We start from the raw sequence: 18,443 nt of genomic DNA on the forward strand, positions 1-18,443 counted from the left end.
GCCTTTGGCTGCCTGTCTGCCGCGCGGCATGACGAGAACGGCAACGCAAAAGACCGCGACGACGCGCTTGCCGTTGCCGCCTCGGTCCCCAACGTGATGCAGCGAGCTTAGGCAAACACCCGCTTCAGACCCAGATTGACGGCAAGCTTTTCACCCGGTCCATGCACGGCGGCAAACAGCAGGCCGGCCAGGAAGGTGAAGTGGTCGACGAAGAAGCCGAACTCCGCCTGGTTGGCTTCCCAATGGCTCGGGCCATGGAAAGCGAAGGCCAGGAAGATGACGTAGGCGCCAGCGAGCAAGGCGGCCTCCGAGAAGAACGCGCCGGTCAGGAATGCGAGGGCCAGCCCCACCTCGAAGATCGCCGCGACCCAGGCGAGGAACAGCGGGAACGGGAAACCGGCGCCCGCGATGAAGGCTGCGGTCGCGTGCATGTCGAGAAACTTGAATACCGTCGCCATGACGAACAGGCCGCCGAAGATCAGCCTTGCGACGAGAATTGCGATTGTCTTTGCCATAACCCTACCCTCTCCTTGGCCGAAGCCGTTTGAACTATGTCTCAAGGACGGGCGCGGAATTCCAAATCCGACACAAGGCCGCGATTTTTTCACAGACAAAAGGCGGATGGAAGATTGATCCGCCCGCCTTCGCCTGTGTCTAGCAATGTGTGGGAGATCAGCTCCGCGTGACGATCGCCGTCTCCGGCGGATATTCGCCGACAAACGCGCGCCAGTGGGCGACCGCAAAACCCAGGACGATCAGTGCAGCAGCCTGGTGCGTCAGCGCCAGATCGAGCGGCACCTGCATGACCAGCGTCGAGATGCCGATGACGGCCTGGACCGTCACCAGTCCGAACAGCAGGACGGAACGGCGGGCATGGGTCGAGCCCGGGGCCAGCCGAAGCGAGATGATCATGTGCACGAGGGTCGCGGCCCACAGAACATAGGCGCCGCAGCGGTGCACGAACTGCACCGTCTTCGGGTTCTCGAACAGATTGATCCACCAGGGCTGCTGGACGAAGAGATCGCCGGGGACCAGAGCACCGTCCATCAGCGGCCAGGTGTTATAGGAAAGGCCGGCATCGAGCCCGGCCACCAGGGCGCCAAGATAGATCTGGAAGAGGACTAGGAAGGCGATGCCGCCAGCCGCCCATTTGGATCTTGCCGTCGGCGGAAGGTCACGGCTGTGCGGCGCCAGCCCGCGCATGATCCAAATACAGGCGGCGAAGATCAGACAGGCGATGACCAGATGCGTGGCGAGCCGGTATTGCGAGACGCTGACCAGTTTGGTGAGGCCGGAAGACACCATCCACCAGCCGATGAAACCCTGGAAGCCGCCGAGCGCGAGCAGGCCGACCAGGGGGCCGCGCAAACGCTTTTCGATGCGGCCGGTGAGCCAGAAGAAGATCAGCGGCAGCGCGAAGACCATGCCGATCGAGCGGGCGAGGAACCGGTGCGCCCATTCCCACCAGAAGATCGACTTGAATTCGTCGACTGTCATGTCCTTGTTGATTTCCTGATATTGCGGGATGCGCTGGTAGAGGCGGAACTCCTCGTCCCACTCCGCAGCCGACAGAGGCGGGATGACGCCGTGGATAGGTTTCCATTCGGTGATCGACAGGCCGGAATCGGTGAGCCGCGTCGCGCCGCCGACCAGCACGAGACAGAACAGCGTGAAGACGACGACGCCGAGCCAGATGCGCACCGCCTTGCGGTCGCGCTCGCGGCGCTTGGTATGGTTCAGGACATCGATGATCACAGCATCGGTTGCCGACATGGGTATGCTCCTGTCGCTCAAGCCAAAAGGACGCGGCACATGGCAAGCGCCCACAAGCATTTCGCGTTGCTTTGCCCCATCAACCCATGCAAAACAAGCCCCGGCGCTTTGCGGCATGCGGTCGCGGATAGGAGAAGACGTCTTGGTCCCGCGTTTGAGAAGTTTCATCGGCACGATCCTGATCATCATCCTGGTGATCGTTTATGCGCTTGCCGCCACGACCTTCGCCATGTTGCTGCTTGCCACCTCCCCCTGGTGGGTCCATTTCCTCTACTTCCTGATCAGCGGCCTCCTCTGGATCCTGCCGGCCATGGTGATCATCAAATGGATGGCCGGGCCGAAGCCGAAACCGTGATCGGTTTTACCAACGGTTAACCAGCGGCAGCGGTTTCGCAGGGCTGAAACCCACCGGTAAACCGATTTTTGGTGCCCTCCCCCTATGTTGCCAGCCAAACGGCATCAGCGGGCGAAGCCATGCAGCAGCGTGAAATCCACCACGAAGAGCAGATCGAGGAAAAGCTCGACCTGCGAACCGATGACCGGACGGTCCGGTTTGCCGCGCTCAGCCTTATTGCTGTCGCCGATCTCGGTCCACTGGAAGCCGAATGGCGACGCCTCGAAAACCTCACCAAGAACTCCCTGCACCAGGGTTTCGACTGGTGCCTTGCCTGGGCGCAGGCGCATCGCAACGAACTGGCGATCGTTCAAGGTTTCGTCGGCGACCGCGTGCTTTTCATCCTGCCGCTCGAAATTGTCCCGGAACGCGGCGTGCGGATCGCCCGTCTGCTCGGCGACCGGTTCAACAACATCAATACCGGCCTTTTCGATGCAGACCTTGCCGCACCCGATGCGGAGGAACTACAGAACTTCGCCTATGGCTTGAGGCTCGCGCTTTCGGACAAAGCCGATCTCGTCGTTCTCGACAATATCCCGCTCGTCTGGCGCGGTATGCGGCATCCGCTTGCCGGTCTGGCGACGATCGAGAACCAGAACCATTCCTTCCAGCTTCCGCTCTTCCCAAATTTCGAGGCGACGCTTGCCCAGTTGAACGCCAAGAGCCGCCGCAAGAAGTTTCGCTCGCAGAGCCGGAAGATCGAGGCGATCGGCGGCTATGATCATATCGCCCCGACCGACCCGACTGAAAAACACGCCCTGCTCGACACGTTCTTCCGGCAGAAGAGCGAGCGGCTGAGGCTGTTCGGCCTGCCGGACGTCTTTCACGCAGCCGGTATCCATGACTTCTTCCACCGCCTCATGGATATTCCGGCCGAAGGGACCGATACGCCCCTGACGCTGCACGCGATCCGCCTGCGCGGCGAGCATGACGGCCATATCGCGGCAGTTGCCGGCCTGTCGCGCAAGGGCGACCACGTGATCTGCCAGTTCAGTTCGATCGACGAAACGATCTGCCCGGAGGCAAGTCCGGGCGAACTGCTGTTCTGGCTGATGATCGAGCTGTCCTGCCGGGAAGGCGCCACCGTGTTCGATTTCGGGGTCGGCGACCAACCCTACAAGCGCAACTGGTGCACCCGGGAAACGGTGCAGCACGATATCCTGCTGCCGCTCACCTGGAAGGGTTCGCTGATGCGCCCGCTTTTGATCGGGGTGACCAAGACGAAGGCGGCGATCAAGCGCAATCCGCATCTCTATGCGATGGCCCAGCGCTGGCGGTCCCGCCAGTGCCCGAAAGTGCCGGAAGCTCCCGCCTCCGACGCGGAGTGATCAATCAGGCGGCGCGGCGCTTGCCGGGGCGCGGCGAACGCCGGTCGCCGGCCTGCGCCATGACCAGCAGGTTGCTGTAGCCGGCCGCTTCGAAATCCGTCACCAGTTCGGCGACCTCTTCATCCTTGAAGCCCGGGACCGACAGGATGATTTCTGCCATCGCGTTGCGTGTCAGGCGCGAGATGCCGGCGATCTCGGCCGGGCCGCATTCGATCAGCACCAGGTCATAGGCATCGGCCAGCGCATCTACTATCATCGACAGGCGGTCGGCGCCGCGCATGGCACGGGCCGGATCCGAAGCGCCGTGCGGGATGATATGCGCGTCGGAGAGCCGGTCCGGATGGATCGCATCGCCAAACGCGGTCTCGCCGCAGAGAAGATCGGTAATGCCGGGAAGCTTCGGATTTTCCGCCATCAGCTCCGTCGGAGTGGCGGAACCGGTCATGTCGACCAGCACGACGGTGCGGCCACGCTCGGCGAGCTCGCGGGCGAGCATGACGGTCGCCGTCGAACCTTCGTCACCGCCCGGTGAGATACCGATCGCGACGGGGACATCGTGACGCTGCAGGTAATGTGCAACAGAGCCTATCGTGAAACCGCGGTCGTCGGGCTCCGCCACGGCATCCTCTTCTTCGCTCTCCTTCTCGGAAAGCGACTGTTCGGCGATCCTGGCATAGGCGAGCGCTGCCGCGTTCTTCGGGTTTTCGCGGGCGGGTTCCGGCCGGTCGAAACGGGCGGCGTCGGCCTGCATCTGATGGACCGGCAACGGAGCCGCGGCTGCCGATGCGGCAGGTTCGAGTATCAAGTCGTCCTCGACATCACGAACGCCCGACGGGCGCAGAGCACGGCCGGAAAAGAGCTCGATGACGATGACGATCAGGCAGCCGAAGATGAACGTCGCGAGCGAAACGACGATGACGATCGGGATAATCTTCGGGAAATAGGGCTCCGACGGTTCGACGGCTTTCGAGACAACGCGGGCGTCGGCCGGGCTCGAATTGCCCTCGAGACGTGAGCTCGCTTCGCGGTAGCGGGCGAGATAGGTTTCGAGGAGCTGACGCTGGGCGGTGGCCTCGCGTTCCAGTGCGCGCAGGCCTACTTCCTCTTCGCCCGCCTTGGCGGAATCCGCCTTCAACCCGTTGAGCTGCCCCATCAACTGACGCTCGCGGATACGCGACATTTCAGCTTCGTTGTCGAGGCTCGCGAGGATCTTCTTGGTCTCGCTTTCGATCTGTAGGCGGATGCCGGAAAGCTGGCCGCGCAGGCCTTTCAGCCGCGGATGGCCTTCGAGCAGCGAGGTCGAGGAGTCCGAAATCTGCGCCTGCAGATTGGCTTCCGCTTCCTTCAGCCGCTGGATGACCTGCGAGCCGACGACATCGCTCAGCGTATCGGAGGCGCGGCCGGCCTTCAGAGCAGCACGGACATTTTCGGCGCGCGCCTCGGCATTCGCCCGCTCGCCGCGGATACGGGCAAGCTCGGTCGAGATGTCGTTGAGCTGCTGGGTCGAGAAACTGTTGGTCTCGGTGGTCTGGAACAGGCCGTTGGAGGACCGGTAGTCCGCCACCTTCTTCTCGGCCTCCTTGACCTTCTGGGTCAGGTTGGCAATTTCCGGCTCCAGCCACTTGGCAGTCTCGGAATGGGTGTCGAGCTTGGCGCCGCTCTGGATCTTAAGGTAAGCCTCCGCCATCCGGTTCGGGATCTCGGCTGCGAGCTTCGGATCACGCGAGGAAAACTCGATGGCGATGACGCGCGAATTCTCGACCGCGTAGACATTCAGCTTGTCGCGGAATTCCTGGATCACCCGGTCTTCCGGGTCGAGCTTCATCGGATCCTGCTTCAGGCCGATCAGGACCAGAGGATCGGGCAGGAAGGATTGCGCGGCCGGATCGAATTCCTTGAGCTTGGCGAGGTTGAGGTCGCGGGCGACCCGCTTGATGAGGTCGGTCGATTGCAGCAGCTGCGCCTGGCTGGTGATGTTGAGCGAGTCCAGCAGCGGATCGTTGGCCTGCGCGGCGGCATCCCCTCCCGCAAGGTTCGGCGAGCGGGATTCGATCAGCATCCGCGTCTCGCCCTTATAGCTGGGCTTCATCAGGCTGGTGCCGACCAGTGCGATTGCGGCTGCGACGATCGTCGCGCCCAAAATCCTGCCCTTGCGTTCCCAGACCGCCGAGATGACCCGCCCGAGGTCGATATCCACGTCCTGATTGCCACCGTTTACGCCTGACATGATACGCTCCAACTGATCGGTTTCGGCGAAGAGTAAAGGATCATGGTAACGCGAGGGTTAATGGCCGAGTACAGCCGTTAAAGCTCCAAGAAAATCTCGAAATGCCCGGCCTCTTTACCGGGCATTAACCCTAACGGATCGATAACGGGGACAGATGGTATGAACAGCCGGAGCCTGGAACGCGGAAATGTCCTTCGCCCCCTTCAAACGCGTGATGGCCAGACACTTGGCTGCGCTCGCCCTTGCGGCGACTGCGCTTGCCGGCTGCACCAGTTATGCGCCCGCTCCGAAGAGCTTCCAGGAAGCGACCATGCAGCCCTATAGGCTCGACAGCGGCGACCGTCTGCGTGTCAGCGTCTTCGAGCAGCCCGGCCTCACCAATACCTATACGGTCGACCAGGCCGGTTACATCGCCTTCCCGCTGATCGGCCAGGTCGCTGCCCGCGGCCAGACGCTGCCGGCGCTGGAAGGCTCCATCGCCTCACGCCTGAAGCAGGGCTATCTGCGCGATCCGGACGTCACCGCCGAGATTGACCGCTACCGTCCCATCTTCGTGATGGGCGAAGTCGGCCGGCCGGGGCAATATTCCTACGTGCCCGGCATGACCGCCCAAAACGCGATCGCCATTGCCGGCGGTTTCACCTCCCGCGGCAACCAGCGCGACATCGACGTCACCCGCAAGATCAACGGCCAGGTGCTGACCGGCCGCACCGTCATCTCTTCCACGGTGCTTGCCGGCGACACGATCTATGTCCGCGAGCGGCTGTTCTGACCGGTCCATGGCTGAGAGCCCTCCCTTGCGGATACTCCACTGCTTCAGGTCGCCCGTCGGCGGGATCTTCCGCCATGTGCGCGATCTCGTCGAGGAGCATCGGGCGGCCGGCCACGAGGTCGGCATCCTGTGCGACAACTCGACCGGCGGAGCGCATGAGAACCGCCTCTTCGACAGCATCAGGCCACAGCTTTCGCTCGGCCTCACCCGCATTCCGATGCGGCGCGCGATCGCCCCTTCCGATTTCGGAGCGATCTACAGGAGTTACAAACATATCAAGAGCTTGCAGCCGGACATTCTGCACGGGCACGGCGCCAAGGGGGGCGCCATTGCCCGGCTGATCGGCTCAGCCCTGCGGGTCAACAGGTATCGCGTAGCCCGCCTCTATTCGCCGCATGGCGGCAGCCTGCACTTCAGCCGGTCGAGCCTTTCCGGCCAGGCCGTGCTGCGGCTGGAACGCTTCCAGGAGCATTTCGGCGACGCCCTCGTCTTCGTCTGCGACTATGAGCGGCGCACCTACGAGGCCAAGGTCGGCAAGCCGCGCAAGGTTTCCCGCGTCATCTACAACGGCATCAAAGATGCCGAGTTCGAAACGATCGACACCGATCCCTCGGCACCGCACTTCCTCTATATCGGCATGCTGCGCGACCTCAAGGGTCCGGATGTCTTCATCGACGCCTTCGCGCGCACCGAAAGGGCGATCGGCCACCCGCTTTCGGCGCTGATGGTCGGCGACGGCCCGGATCGCGACCGCTACGAGGCGATGATGGCCGAGCGCGGGCTTGGCCGCCGCATCCAGATGCGGCCGGCCATGCCGGCGCGCGACGCGTTTGCCATGGCAAAGATCGTCGTCGTTCCCTCCCGCGCCGAAGCGATGCCCTATATCGTGCTCGAGGCCCTGGCGGCCGGCAAGCCGGTGATCGCCTCCCGGGTCGGCGGCATTCCGGAGGTGCTCGGCGATACCAGTGCGGCGCTTGCCATGCCCGGGGACGCCGAGGATCTCGCCCGCGTGATGACCCAGGCAGTCACCACGCCCGGCTGGCAGGACGCGGTGATGCCGAAACCGGAAGCCTTCAAGGCGGTGTTTTCCGCCTCTGTCATGGCCCGAGAAATGCTCGGCCTGTATCAATATCTGACAGGTTCGAGGCCTGATTCCGGCCGCGGCTAAAGGCTTCCTTCACCTCTTTTTGGTAAGCGTTTCCCATATCTTCCTGCGCCCCCCGGGACTGGAAGGCCAAAGGGATCGGTCTATGAACCAGCCGAACAAGTCCGAGCAGTTCGATGTCGAAAGCCTTCGCAAGAAGGTTTCGGAACTCCGTGCAGCCGACGAGAAGCACGATCCGGCGAATGCCACCGTGCTCAATCCGTTTGCCCGCCAGATCGCCGAGCAGTTCCGCAACGACAGCTATTCGCCGACAATGCTGATCGGCCAGTTCCGGCTGTTCGAACTTCTGGCGTTGCTGGGGATCGGTCTTGGCGTCGGGGCGCTTTTCTCGCCGATCGATCTCACCGGCTTTTTCGCCCGGTTCGCGCTTGTCGCCTGGGGCTCGACACTCACCGTGCTGCTTCTGCAGGTGGCCGACACCTACCAGATCCCGTCGCTGCGCGGCGCCCAGCGCACCGCCAGGCGCGTCTTCGTCTGCTGGGCGATCGGTTTTCTGCTGACGGCATCGACCCTCTATCTCGTCGAACCCACCCCCTATCCGCTTGCCGGTCTTTGCGCCTGGTTCATCACCGGTGCCGCTTTCCTCTTCCTCGAGCGGCAGCTCACCGCCTTTGCCATCCGCCACTGGGGACGCAATGGCGTGATGGAACGCCGCGCCATCATCGTCGGCGGCGGCGAACCAGCCAAGCAGCTCGTCCGCCAACTCGAACAGCAGCCCGACAACGACATCCGCATTTGCGGCATTTTCGACGACCGCAACAGCGATCGCTCACCGACCGTCGTCGCCGGCTACCCGAAGCTCGGGACCTTCGCCGAACTCATCGAATTCGCCCGCCTCGCCCGCATCGACATGCTGATCATCGCGCTGCCGGCCAGTGCCGAGGCCCGCATCCTGCAGCTGCTGCGCAAGCTCTGGGTGCTGCCGGTCGATATCCGTCTCGCTGCCCATGCGAACCGCCTGCGCTTCCGCCCGCGCTCCTATTCGCATGTGGGCGCGGTGCCGATGTTCGACATTTTCGACAAGCCGATCCGCGACTGGGATTCGGTCGCCAAGCGCGTCTTCGACATCGTCTTTTCGGTGGTCGGCCTCCTCCTCACCTGGCCGATCATGCTGGCTGCGGCGATTGCCGTGAAGGCGACGTCGAAGGGGCCGATCCTGTTCCGCCAGAAGCGCCACGGCTTCAACAACGAGATCATCGACGTCCTGAAGTTCCGCTCGATGTACACCGATCTCAGCGACCAGACCGCGGTCAAGGCCGTCACCAAGGGTGATCCGCGCGTCACGCGGGTCGGCCGCTTCCTGCGCAAATCCTCGATCGACGAGCTGCCGCAGCTGTTCAACGTGCTGCGCGGCCAGCTTTCGCTCGTCGGCCCGCGCCCGCATGCGGTGCTCGCCCAGACGGGCACGCGCAAATATGTCGATGTGGTCGAGAGCTATTTCGCCCGCCACCGCGTCAAGCCGGGCGTTACCGGCTGGGCGCAGATCAATGGCCTGCGCGGCGAACTCGACAGCGACGAAAAGATCCGCGCCCGCACGGCCTACGACCTCGACTACATCGAGAACTGGTCGCTGCTCTTTGACCTGAAGATCCTGTTCCTGACGCCGATCAAGCTGCTCAACACGGACAACGCCTATTGAGCACGCTCGACTATAGCCGCGGGCGCGGCCACCCAGTGGGTTTCGACAGCCGGCTTGCGGCGCTGAGGCTTGCCGGCTCCGGTCTTGTCGCCTTCGGTGTCTTCCTGTCGGGCTTCGTCATCTCGGAACCGGCGCCGTACGAACTGATCATGGTGATACAGATCGCCATCTGGTTCCTGCTGGGGCTGAAGATATCGCGCACCGTCGCGCCTTTGCTGGTCATGATGCTGACCTTCAATATCGGCGGCCTGTTCACCATGCTGATCATGAAGAACATGAGCGAGGCGCCGATGTATTTCGCCGTCTCGGGCTTCCTGGCGCTGAGCGCGGTCTTCTACGCGGCGATCATCGAGGATGACCATCGGCGCCTCAACCTGATCTTCAAGGCCTGGGTAGTGGCGGCGATCATCACCTCGCTGCTCGGCATTCTGGGATATTTCAACGCCTTTCCGGGCTCGCATGTCTTCACCCGCTACAATCGCGCCATGGGCGCCTTCCAGGACCCGAACGTCTTCGGTCCCTATCTCGTCGCCCCCCTCCTCTACCTCCTCTACCGGTTGCTCACCGGACCGCTGATGAAGGCGCCGATGCTGATCGGCGGCATCCTCATCCTAGCGCTGGGCATCTTCCTCTCCTTCTCGCGCGCCGCCTGGGGCCTCCTGGTGTTCGCCGGCATCGCGCTGGTCATCGTCATGCTGCTCAAGGAGCGCACGACCGCCTTCCGCTTCAAGATCCTGGCGATCGCCGGCGGAGCCGCGATCTTCCTCGTCCTGGCGCTGGCGATCGCGCTGCAGTTCCCGCAGGTCTCCGACCTGTTCATGAACCGCGCCAAGCTGGTGCAGGAATACGACGGCGCCCGCCTTGGCCGTTTCGAGCGCCACAAGATCGGCTTCCTGATGGCCATGGAGCGCCCGCTCGGTCTCGGCCCGATGGCGTTCGGCAAGATCTTCGGCGAGGACGAGCACAATATCTGGCTGAAGACGCTGACTACCTATGGCTGGCTCGGCGCGGTCACCTATCAGATCATGATCTGGTCGACGCTGTGGTTCGGTTTCCGCTACATGCTGCGCGAACGCCCGTGGCAGGCCTATCTGATGATCGCCTGGGTGATGATATTGGGCCACGCGATCATCGGCAACGTCATCGATACCGACCACTGGCGGCATTTCTATCTGCTGCTCGGCATCGTCTGGGGCTGCGTGGCGCTGGAACACCGCTTCATCCGGTCGCAGCGGCGGTCCCCCTCGCCCAGGCCCGCTTGACTTTGCAGCCTAGCGCTCCAAATTTCCTATCATGCTGACGGTTTCTCAACTCCGCGCCGCACGCGCGATGACAGGAATGACGGTGGAGGAACTCGCCGCCGCATCCGGGATTTCCAAATCCGCGATCGAAGAAGCCGAAGCCTCGCAGGTCTTCGCCAACGCTGATATCACCGACCGGCTGCGGTCGATCTTCGAGTCGAAGGGTGTGTTGTTCCTCGGTGCCGGACAGGACGATGCCGGCGCCGGGCCGGGTCTCCGGCTACGCCAGCAGTTCCAGGACGAGGGAATTCGTCCACAGAACCTCAACGCCGCAAACGACGATTGATATTGCCGCGACGCGGGAACTCTTTGAGTTCCCATGCGTTTTCCCGCCGCTGGAAATTATGCAGGGGGTTTACGCATGACACGCACCAACAATCTATATCTCATCATCGGCGCATTGCTCGTGGTCGTCATCGGCCTCGGCTTCTATGCCTATCGCGAGGAAACCAAGCCGAAGGGCGTCGAGCTGAGCATCGGCCAGAATGGTATAAAAGTCCAAGAAAAGTGAGGGTTACTAAGAGGATACATTTTTAACGATAACAGATCAGACTTGCCTGGAACAAAAATTCACCATGTGAATTTAGGTTCAAATAAGCAAGAAAAGGGGATAATTATGACCACGCGCATGAATCCAGACGATGTCGACAGTAAAGGCTTCAAGAAAGTCTGGAGCGTCGCCGAGTTTGCCAAGCGTTATCGTCTTGACCGTCAAGAAGAATCTCGACTGCTGAAGCTTCTCGGGCCATTTGCATCCCAGCAGGAATTGCTGATGAATGCGAGCCGCGCGCCACGCTTCCGGTAGACATACGGACAAATACGGCAATTATCTTTTGCGTCGTCTCCATGCCGAATTTCCGAGCATGTGTAGCCTCTGGTTTTACATTGAAATGCTCTTTCAAGGAACCTTTGCCTCCCTCTTCTAGTTGGTCTTTCGTGAACCCACTGGCGCCCAGGCGGTGAAACCGCAGCGCCGAAGGAGGATAACCATGATGAAACTGATCTCGAGCACCGGGCTTGCCGTTGCCCTCTCGCTGAGCGCGATCGGCGCCTTTTCCACTCCCGCTTCCGCACAGGATATCGAACTCCGCTTGGGCCCTGATGGTCCACGGCCGATGATCCGCGACCGGGAACGCGACTATGACCGGCGGGGCTGCAGCTTGGGCGAAGCGCGGGCCGCCGCCCGCGACGAAGGTTTTCGCGACGCCCAGGTCGTGCGCGTGACCAGCCGCAGCGTCACCGTCGAAGGGCTCACCAGCAACGGGCCGGATCGCATCACTTTCGCCAACCGCCGCGGCTGTCCTGAAATCTGACCTGCCGCGATTGGCCAACGGATCGAGAGCCCTGCCCGCCGGCGGGGCTTTTTTTCGGGATGTGCCGTCCAGCGCAGATGCAGCAAATTAAGAGCAATTGTTAGTTTTCATGTTTACCGTAAATAAATTGGCAAGGAGTTGAAGCCAGATTTGCCCCGTACGACGGATTTGGTGTTCCTTCAGATTGAAGAAACCGAGTGGGCATGACGCCGGACCGACGTGCCGGTAAATACAGCCCGGAATGTCCCTTCCCGCCATCAGCCATTCAAGGGGCACCTAAATGACGAGCATTCTTACCAATATTGCGGCCATGTCCGCTCTCCAGACGTTGCGCGGTATCGCTTCCGATATGGATTCCACGCAGAGCCGCGTTTCCTCGGGCCTGCGCGTCGGCACCGCTTCCGACAACGCCGCCTACTGGTCGATCGCCACCACCATGCGTTCCGACAACGGCGCGCTTTCTGCGGTCCAGGACGCCCTCGGTCTTGGCGCTGCCAAGGTCGATACCGCCTATTCCGCCATGGAATCGGCCATCGACGTCGTCACCGAAATCAAGAACAAGCTGGTTGCCGCTTCCGAACCGGGCGTCGACAAGTCCAAGGTCCAGGAAGAAATCACCCAGCTGCAGAGCCAGCTGAAGAGCATCGCTTCCTCCGCCTCCTTCTCCGGCGAAAACTGGCTCCAGGCCGAAATCGGCGGCACTCAGAACGCCACCACGGGCATCATCCAGGCCGGCAGCGAAATCAGCAAACAGCTCGTCGGCTCGTTCGTCCGTGACGCCGACGGCAATGTCACGGTCAAGACCATCAACGTCGTCCTCGACGAAACCAACGTCCTGTTCGACCTGAGCGGCGGCCGTGGTGGTCTTCTCGACGCCAATGCCCTCAACGGTTTCCGTGCCATCAATTACGACGACGGCACGACCAACCAGAAGCAATATTTCGGCAAGGTCAACACGTCCTCGTATTATGCGACCAACTCTGTCTGGAAGGACATCGGCGGCGGCGTGTTCATGCGGGGCGATACCAACGGCGTCTACTCTTCGGGCTCCAACGGCACCTATATGATCAAGGTCGGCGGCGCTTATATCGATGCAGTCTACACCACCAAGGGCTACGACTTCTCGGCTGGTGCGACCGCGACGGCCGGCATCAAGTACGGTACGGACATCTCCATCTCCGACCTCGACATCACCAGGCTCGAAGACTACCGCGACTCCAGCGGTGTCAGCTACCTCGGCCTGGGTACCAAAGCCAGCGATGAGGACATCATGGCGGCACTGACCTCGTTGGTCGACGGTCAACTGGAACTGATGGCCAGCGGGGCGGCGAAGCTCGGTGCGGTGGCCAAGCGTCTCGAAATGCAGACGGACTTCGTCTCCAAGCTGACCGACTCGATCGACCAGGGTGTCGGCCGACTGGTGGATGCCGACATGAACGAAGAGTCGACCCGGCTCAAGGCACTGCAGACCCAGCAGCAGCTGGCGATCCAGTCGCTCTCGATCGCAAACTCCGACTCGCAGAACATCCTGTCGCTCTTCCGTTAATCGAAACAGGGGAAATGGCGTGGTGGCTGACCACGCCACGCACCTCCGGAGGCCGCGTCCGAGTTCGGACGCGGCTTTTTTCATGTTCCAGCTTCCGCGCGGATGTGCCGCCGTTTTCATCTGCGAAACACGTGATCATCGTTTTGGGACAGGCGAGGATGCCAGACACGGGATGGCTACATCCCGCGAGACTTTCGGGGATGCATCTGCGCCACTGCGGGCATTCTTGCACCGACCGTTTTCTTTTTCTTCCGATCAGAGGATTTTGAGCTTGCGCCGGCAAAGCGGAGCGACTAGGGAAAACATGCTCATCGAGCAGGTCGGGGCGTAGCGCAGCCCGGTAGCGCACTTGACTGGGGGTCAAGGGGTCGTCGGTTCAAATCCGGCCGCCCCGACCAATTAAATCCCCTTGAAATCTCAGTCAGATCAAAAGCCTTTTCCGGGAACCGGGAATTTCCACACGCGATTTACCCACCCCACCGGATCCGGCAGGGCGGGCTGAGGTTTGCATCCCGCTGCGACTGATCTCAGTAGGGCGAGAAGCACTGCTGGCGCGGGCCGTAATAGGGCTGGAACGTATTGTCGTAGGCCCTGTAGGACCGATAGCGGGCATAACACCAGTTCACGTGCGCATTGCCGCCGACATAACGCCGGGGCGCGTAATAGCGCCGTGCGTATCTTGGTGCATAGCGCGGCTGGGCCAGCGCTCCGCCGATGATCGCGCCAAGCGCAAGCCCTCCGATGATCGCACCGGCATTCGAGCCACGGCGGCGATAATGGCGGTCGCCATAATATCGGTCGCGATAATAGCGACGTCCTTCCCAGCGGTCACGATCGCGCCAGCGGTATTGCACCTGCTGGATATCCTGGGACGCCTCGATCCTAGGGGCGCTGATCGACGGGAACGCCTGGGCGGGAGCGACGCCGCTAAAAGCCGTAATCAAGGATAAAACGACGACGGCGAGCTTCTTTTTCATAATTCACCTCCTCTGATTTCCTCATGAAGAAATGATCCTCCATTTCTCCTGAACCAGAGGTGAATGGTAAATTTTGCTTAACATTGCCGTGCGTTGAATTAGCGAACCTGATCCAGGAGGCGCTTGCATTCCAGGAGGTCGAACAGCGCTTCCTGCAACAGGGCGCGGTCCTCCTTGCCGATGCTGGACTTGCCGATCGACACTTCCATGTCGTCCTCGTGGGAGGCGCCGAAACCGAAAAAGCGGCCGCTCGGCTTCACCTTGGGGCGGCCGACGATCTGATCCTCTTCGGCCGTGCTGACCTTCGGCTCGACCTGCTTTTCGCTGTTTGCCGCCATGATCGCTTCCATCGTGGCGAGATCGCCCGAGGCGATCGCCGAAACGAACTTGTTGCCGTTCGTCTTCAGAAGCTTCTGCACGCCTTTTATGGTGTAGCCGTGATCGTAGAGAAGGTGGCGGATGCCCTTCAGGAGATCGACGTCCTCGGGACGATAATAACGCCGCCCGCCGCCGCGCTTCATCGGCCGGATCTGCGGGAATCGCGTTTCCCAGAAACGCAGCACATGCTGCGGCAGATCGAGGTCGTCGGCGACCTCGCTGATCGTACGAAAGGCGTCCGGGCTCTTCTCCAAGGTCACACTCCAAACGGCAGGCTGCCCATGCCCCAAGGGCAGACTCATAGCCTCCGATACATGCGCGAATTATGCGCCGAATCGGACATATCTCAACGGTTTAAGCCGGGAGATTCAAGCATGTTCACAGGATTACAGAAAAGGTCGCGGCTCTTCAGGCAACCGGGCTTGCCGGCTTCAGTTTCGCCTTGCGCGCCGTGTGCGCCTTGAGGATACGGCTCTTCAGCACGTTGGAGGCCTTGAACGTCATTACCCGACGGGGAGAGATCGGCACTTCCTCGCCGGTCTTCGGATTGCGGCCGATGCGCTCGTTCTTGGAACGCACCTGGAAGGTCGCGAAGGAGGAAAGCTTGACCACCTCGCCCCGCACGATCGCGTTGCAGATCTCGTCTATGACCGTCTCGACGAGCTCGGCCGATTCCGTCCGCGAAAGCCCGACCTTGCGGAAAACCGATTCCGCCAGATCCGCGCGTGTTACTGTCTTGCCGGCCATGATCCCCGCCCAATTTTCGAAATTGATCTTATCAAAGCCGATAGAGAGTATTTTGCTTGAGCGCGAGGGTCAAGCGCCTGTGCTCAATCGCTTATTTACGTTTCGGCCTACCGTTGCCGCCCTACCAGCGGACCAGCAATGCGCCCCAGGTAAAACCGCCACCCATGGCTTCGAGCATCACCAGATCACCCTTCTTGATGCGCCCGTCGGAGGCGGCAACCGAAAGTGCCAAAGGAATCGATGCAGCAGAGGTGTTACCATGCAGATCGACGGTCACGACGACCTTTTCGGACGGAATGCCAAGTTTTTTCGCGGACCCGTCGATAATGCGGCGGTTGGCCTGGTGCGGGACGAGCCAGTCGAGATCGTCTGCCGTCGTGCCGGTCGCGGCGAATGCGCTGTCGATCACGTCCGTGATCATGCCGACCGCATGTTTGAAGACCTCACGGCCTTCCATGCGCAGATGCCCGACCGTGCCCGTGCTGGACGGGCCGCCATCGACATAGAGCTTGTCCTTGTGCGAACCGTCGGAGCGCAGATGCGCGGTGAGCACGCCGCGATCGGCGATCGTCCCCTCGCCTTCGGCCGCTTCGAGCACCAGCGCACCGGCGCCGTCGCCGAAGAGCACGCAGGTGGTGCGGTCCTTCCAGTCGAGAATGCGGGAAAAGGTCTCGGCGCCGATGACCAGCACACGCTTGGCCATGCCGCCGCGGATATGCAGGTCGGCAGTCGCCATCGCATAAACGAAGCCGGTGCAGACCGCCTGCAGGTCGAAGGCATAGCCATGGGTCATGCCAAGCCGGTTCTGGATATTGACGGCGGTCGCCGGAAAGGTGTTGTCGGGCGTCGAGGTCGCGACCAGCACCAGATCGATGTCGTCAGGCGTCAATCCGGCATTGTCCAGCGCCGCACGCGCCGCCTGCTCGCCGAGGGAGGCGGTCGTCTCACCCTCGCCGGCAATGTAGCGCTGACGAATGCCCGTGCGCTGCACGATCCATTCATCGGAGGTCTCGACGATGTCTTCCAACTCGCGATTGGTCACCACCCGCTTCGGGAGCGCTGCCCCGTAACCGCGAACCACTGAACGGATCATTCTTAACTCACATCCTGTCGTCATGCCGCTTCGGGGCCAGCCGGAGGCTGGCGACGGGCATGGTAAATTGCCAGATCCTGCCGGATCTTCGCGTTGAGATCATTGCGTGCCATATCATAGCCGACATCGATCGCGGCAGCGAACCCGTCGGCATTGGCGCTGCCATGGCTCTTGATGACGATGCCGTTCAGGCCGAGGAACACGCCGCCGTTGACCTTGTTCGGATCCATCTTCTCGCGCAGCCTGTCGAAGGCGGGCTTGGCGAGAAGGTAGCCGATCCTGGCCAGCAGCGTGCGCGACATCGATTCGCGCAGAAGCGTGGCAATCTGCCGGGCCGTGCCCTCCGCCGCCTTCAGCGCGATATTGCCGGTAAAGCCTTCGGTCACCACCACATCGACGGTGCCCTTGCCGATGTCGTCGCCTTCGACGAAACCGTGATAGGCGATCGTCGGCAGGTTGGCCTCGCGGATCAACCGCCCGGCCTCCTTGACCTCTTCCTGGCCCTTCACCTCTTCGACGCCGACGTTCAGAAGCCCGACAGTCGGCCGATCCACCTCGAAGAGAGAGCGTGCCATGGCGCCGCCCATGATCGCAAAATCGAGGAGCTGCTGCGCGTCGGCACCGATCGTCGCGCCGATATCGAGGACGATGCTTTCGCCCTTGAGGGTCGGCCAGATGCCGGCAATCGCCGGGCGTTCGATATTGGCCATGGTGCGCAGACAGAACTTCGCCATCGCCATCAGGGCGCCGGTATTGCCTGCGGAGACCACGACCTCCGCCTCGCCGACTTTCACCGCCTCGATCGACCGCCACATGGTCGAGATATAACGGCCGCGGCGAAGGGCTGCACTCGGCTTCTCCTCCATGCTGACGGCGAGTTCGCATTCGTGGAAGACGGATTTATCCCGCAGCTTTGGATATTTCGCCAAAACCGGATCGCACTGAGCCTTCAGGCCATAGATGAGGAAGGTCACATCCGGGTGGCGTTCCAGTGCCTTGGCGGCACCGGCAATGACGACCTCGGGACCAAAATCGCCGCCCATGGCATCGATAGAAATTCTGATCACGCGTCCCTGATCCTTATCTTCGCCGAACGCACCACCTGTGGGGATGATGCGCCAGTTCTCACGTCTCCAACGGCCTTTCGCTCCTCATGCGGGGCCCTGTCGGCGAATTCGTGGCCAAAATATAGTTTTTGCTGCCGCTTACAACCCGTCCTCAATCCTTTTTCCAGTCCTTAAGGGCGGCAAAGGGATTGGGGCGCCCGGACCTTTCATCCGCATCGCCTTCCAGGTGATCGGAGAACTGTGCGCCCGGTTCGCGCGGATAGGGATCGATCGCAAGTGCTGCGAATTCGGCCACCACTTCACCGACATCGATCGTATCGCCCGTAAACATTTCAGGAAGATCGGGACCATCGGGATCGATCACCATCTCCGCGGTATCACTGGTGACGATCCGCGCGAGCTTCGACCCTTCAGGCACGAAGATCTGCTCGAACGGCTCGTCTATCTTCGATGCGACCGGATCGAGCGTGACGACGGAGGACTGGACGATGTCGGCCTTGACACGCCCCTTGAGGCGCACGCCGTCCTTCTTCCAGCGGGCGATCTGCAGCTCGGCCTTCAGCGAACCGACCGAGACGACCTGCCACAGCCTTGCGAGGCCTTCGAGTTCGCGCGCATCGGCTTCGAGCTTTACCGTCACCGCGTTGGCGGAAATATTCCCGACTTTGACGGGATAGGAAAAGGGAGGCTTTTCGCCTCCACCATTGTCATTCTTCATGAAAC

Annotated in this window: 20 protein-coding genes and 1 tRNA gene; 12 read left to right on the forward strand and 9 right to left on the reverse strand. The window is 61.7% G+C overall.

Annotation, left to right across the window (positions count from 1 at the left end; genetic code table 11):
* Positions 1 to 107: 107 nt before the first annotated feature.
* Positions 108 to 515, reverse strand: a complete 408-nt coding sequence (locus PMI07_RS31125; RefSeq protein WP_007759345.1) for a DoxX family protein — start codon at positions 513 to 515, stop codon at positions 108 to 110.
* A gap of 157 nt (positions 516 to 672) precedes the next feature.
* Positions 673 to 1,773 (reverse strand): COX15/CtaA family protein, encoded by a 1,101-nt coding sequence (locus PMI07_RS31130; RefSeq protein ID WP_007759346.1) that lies wholly within the window; start codon positions 1,771 to 1,773, stop codon positions 673 to 675.
* A 142-nt stretch (positions 1,774 to 1,915) separates the two neighbouring features.
* On the opposite strand from PMI07_RS31130, the gene PMI07_RS31135 reads away from it, so the two are divergent.
* Together PMI07_RS31135 and PMI07_RS31140 are read left to right on the forward strand one after the other, a co-directional pair.
* Positions 1,916 to 2,128 carry a DUF2842 domain-containing protein gene (locus PMI07_RS31135; protein WP_007759348.1) on the forward strand — a complete coding sequence of 71 codons (213 nt, stop codon included), beginning with the start codon at positions 1,916 to 1,918 and terminating at the stop codon, positions 2,126 to 2,128.
* Positions 2,129 to 2,247: 119 nt separating this feature from the next.
* Positions 2,248 to 3,495 carry a GNAT family N-acetyltransferase gene (locus PMI07_RS31140; RefSeq protein WP_007759349.1) on the forward strand — a complete coding sequence of 416 codons (1,248 nt, stop codon included), beginning with the start codon at positions 2,248 to 2,250 and terminating at the stop codon, positions 3,493 to 3,495.
* Positions 3,496 to 3,499: 4 nt separating this feature from the next.
* Here PMI07_RS31140 and PMI07_RS31145 read toward each other — a convergent pair whose 3' ends face one another.
* Positions 3,500 to 5,722 carry an exopolysaccharide transport family protein gene (locus tag PMI07_RS31145; RefSeq protein ID WP_024164325.1) on the reverse strand — a complete coding sequence of 741 codons (2,223 nt, stop codon included), beginning with the start codon at positions 5,720 to 5,722 and terminating at the stop codon, positions 3,500 to 3,502.
* A gap of 187 nt (positions 5,723 to 5,909) precedes the next feature.
* On the opposite strand from PMI07_RS31145, the gene PMI07_RS31150 reads away from it, so the two are divergent.
* The 10 genes from PMI07_RS31150 (at position 5,910) to PMI07_RS31195 (ending at position 13,856) form a co-directional block, all read left to right on the forward strand.
* The gene (locus PMI07_RS31150; RefSeq protein WP_007764922.1) at positions 5,910 to 6,494 is read left to right on the forward strand and encodes a polysaccharide biosynthesis/export family protein; all 585 of its coding nucleotides are present in this window, start codon (positions 5,910 to 5,912) and stop codon (positions 6,492 to 6,494) included.
* Between the two features lie 7 nt (positions 6,495 to 6,501).
* Entirely contained in the window at positions 6,502 to 7,662 is a 1,161-nt protein-coding gene (locus PMI07_RS31155) for a glycosyltransferase family 4 protein (protein WP_037088746.1), read from the forward strand.
* A gap of 82 nt (positions 7,663 to 7,744) precedes the next feature.
* On the forward strand, positions 7,745 to 9,298 hold the full coding sequence (locus PMI07_RS31160; RefSeq protein ID WP_024164326.1) for an undecaprenyl-phosphate glucose phosphotransferase: 1,554 nt from the start codon (positions 7,745 to 7,747) through the stop codon (positions 9,296 to 9,298).
* Positions 9,295 to 10,560, forward strand: coding sequence for an O-antigen ligase family protein (locus PMI07_RS31165; protein ID WP_007774174.1), 1,266 nt, complete (start codon positions 9,295 to 9,297; stop codon positions 10,558 to 10,560). The genes PMI07_RS31160 and PMI07_RS31165 overlap by 4 nt, the downstream gene beginning before the upstream one ends.
* 76 nt (positions 10,561 to 10,636) lie before the next feature.
* Positions 10,637 to 10,885 carry a hypothetical protein gene (locus PMI07_RS31170; RefSeq protein ID WP_051484296.1) on the forward strand — a complete coding sequence of 83 codons (249 nt, stop codon included), beginning with the start codon at positions 10,637 to 10,639 and terminating at the stop codon, positions 10,883 to 10,885.
* Positions 10,886 to 10,960: 75 nt separating this feature from the next.
* On the forward strand, positions 10,961 to 11,110 hold the full coding sequence (locus PMI07_RS35490; protein ID WP_007774176.1) for a hypothetical protein: 150 nt from the start codon (positions 10,961 to 10,963) through the stop codon (positions 11,108 to 11,110).
* A gap of 105 nt (positions 11,111 to 11,215) precedes the next feature.
* Positions 11,216 to 11,404 carry a hypothetical protein gene (locus PMI07_RS31180; protein ID WP_007774177.1) on the forward strand — a complete coding sequence of 63 codons (189 nt, stop codon included), beginning with the start codon at positions 11,216 to 11,218 and terminating at the stop codon, positions 11,402 to 11,404.
* 184 nt (positions 11,405 to 11,588) lie between these two features.
* Complete coding sequence (locus tag PMI07_RS31185) at positions 11,589 to 11,912, forward strand: hypothetical protein (RefSeq protein WP_007774178.1); 324 nt, start codon at positions 11,589 to 11,591, stop codon at positions 11,910 to 11,912.
* 280 nt (positions 11,913 to 12,192) lie between these two features.
* On the forward strand, positions 12,193 to 13,458 hold the full coding sequence (locus PMI07_RS31190; RefSeq protein WP_024164328.1) for a flagellin: 1,266 nt from the start codon (positions 12,193 to 12,195) through the stop codon (positions 13,456 to 13,458).
* A 321-nt stretch (positions 13,459 to 13,779) separates the two neighbouring features.
* Positions 13,780 to 13,856 (forward strand) — tRNA-Pro (locus tag PMI07_RS31195).
* Positions 13,857 to 13,985: 129 nt separating this feature from the next.
* Here PMI07_RS31195 and PMI07_RS31200 read toward each other — a convergent pair.
* The 6 genes from PMI07_RS31200 to PMI07_RS31225 form a co-directional block, all read right to left on the reverse strand.
* Entirely contained in the window at positions 13,986 to 14,435 is a 450-nt protein-coding gene (locus PMI07_RS31200) for a BA14K family protein (protein ID WP_024164329.1), read from the reverse strand.
* Between the two features lie 98 nt (positions 14,436 to 14,533).
* On the reverse strand, positions 14,534 to 15,067 hold the full coding sequence (locus tag PMI07_RS31205) for a MerR family transcriptional regulator (protein WP_007770266.1): 534 nt from the start codon (positions 15,065 to 15,067) through the stop codon (positions 14,534 to 14,536).
* A gap of 154 nt (positions 15,068 to 15,221) precedes the next feature.
* Complete coding sequence (locus PMI07_RS31210) at positions 15,222 to 15,560, reverse strand: integration host factor subunit alpha (RefSeq protein WP_007770264.1); 339 nt, start codon at positions 15,558 to 15,560, stop codon at positions 15,222 to 15,224.
* 121 nt (positions 15,561 to 15,681) lie between these two features.
* The gene (locus tag PMI07_RS31215; RefSeq protein ID WP_024164330.1) at positions 15,682 to 16,653 is read right to left on the reverse strand and encodes a beta-ketoacyl-ACP synthase III; all 972 of its coding nucleotides are present in this window, start codon (positions 16,651 to 16,653) and stop codon (positions 15,682 to 15,684) included.
* A gap of 20 nt (positions 16,654 to 16,673) precedes the next feature.
* Positions 16,674 to 17,720, reverse strand: coding sequence for a phosphate acyltransferase PlsX (plsX, locus tag PMI07_RS31220; protein ID WP_007766268.1), 1,047 nt, complete (start codon positions 17,718 to 17,720; stop codon positions 16,674 to 16,676).
* Between the two features lie 151 nt (positions 17,721 to 17,871).
* Entirely contained in the window at positions 17,872 to 18,438 is a 567-nt protein-coding gene (locus tag PMI07_RS31225; RefSeq protein ID WP_007766257.1) for a DUF177 domain-containing protein, read from the reverse strand.
* Positions 18,439 to 18,443 lie beyond the last annotated feature (5 nt).

It is taken from the genome of Rhizobium sp. CF080 (assembly GCF_000282095.2).
Taxonomy (GTDB): domain Bacteria; phylum Pseudomonadota; class Alphaproteobacteria; order Rhizobiales; family Rhizobiaceae; genus Neorhizobium.

Bases quoted from the DNA above. Each gene is read 5' to 3' on its own strand.
- PMI07_RS31125 (WP_007759345.1), bottom strand. From the start codon at position 515: ATGGCAAAGACAATCGCAATTCTCGTCGCAAGGCTGATCTTCGGCGGC.
- PMI07_RS31130 (WP_007759346.1), bottom strand. From the start codon at position 1,773: ATGTCGGCAACCGATGCTGTGATCATCGATGTCCTGAACCATACCAAG.
- PMI07_RS31140 (WP_007759349.1), top strand. From the start codon at position 2,248: ATGCAGCAGCGTGAAATCCACCACGAAGAGCAGATCGAGGAAAAGCTC.
- PMI07_RS31145 (WP_024164325.1), bottom strand. From the start codon at position 5,722: ATGTCAGGCGTAAACGGTGGCAATCAGGACGTGGATATCGACCTCGGG.
- PMI07_RS31150 (WP_007764922.1), top strand. From the start codon at position 5,910: ATGTCCTTCGCCCCCTTCAAACGCGTGATGGCCAGACACTTGGCTGCG.
- PMI07_RS31155 (WP_037088746.1), top strand. From the start codon at position 6,502: ATGGCTGAGAGCCCTCCCTTGCGGATACTCCACTGCTTCAGGTCGCCC.
- PMI07_RS31160 (WP_024164326.1), top strand. From the start codon at position 7,745: ATGAACCAGCCGAACAAGTCCGAGCAGTTCGATGTCGAAAGCCTTCGC.
- PMI07_RS31170 (WP_051484296.1), top strand. From the start codon at position 10,637: ATGACGGTGGAGGAACTCGCCGCCGCATCCGGGATTTCCAAATCCGCG.
- PMI07_RS35490 (WP_007774176.1), top strand. From the start codon at position 10,961: ATGACACGCACCAACAATCTATATCTCATCATCGGCGCATTGCTCGTG.
- PMI07_RS31180 (WP_007774177.1), top strand. From the start codon at position 11,216: ATGACCACGCGCATGAATCCAGACGATGTCGACAGTAAAGGCTTCAAG.
- PMI07_RS31185 (WP_007774178.1), top strand. From the start codon at position 11,589: ATGATGAAACTGATCTCGAGCACCGGGCTTGCCGTTGCCCTCTCGCTG.
- PMI07_RS31190 (WP_024164328.1), top strand. From the start codon at position 12,193: ATGACGAGCATTCTTACCAATATTGCGGCCATGTCCGCTCTCCAGACG.
- PMI07_RS31200 (WP_024164329.1), bottom strand. From the start codon at position 14,435: ATGAAAAAGAAGCTCGCCGTCGTCGTTTTATCCTTGATTACGGCTTTT.
- PMI07_RS31210 (WP_007770264.1), bottom strand. From the start codon at position 15,560: ATGGCCGGCAAGACAGTAACACGCGCGGATCTGGCGGAATCGGTTTTC.
- PMI07_RS31215 (WP_024164330.1), bottom strand. From the start codon at position 16,653: ATGATCCGTTCAGTGGTTCGCGGTTACGGGGCAGCGCTCCCGAAGCGG.
- PMI07_RS31225 (WP_007766257.1), bottom strand. From the start codon at position 18,438: ATGAAGAATGACAATGGTGGAGGCGAAAAGCCTCCCTTTTCCTATCCC.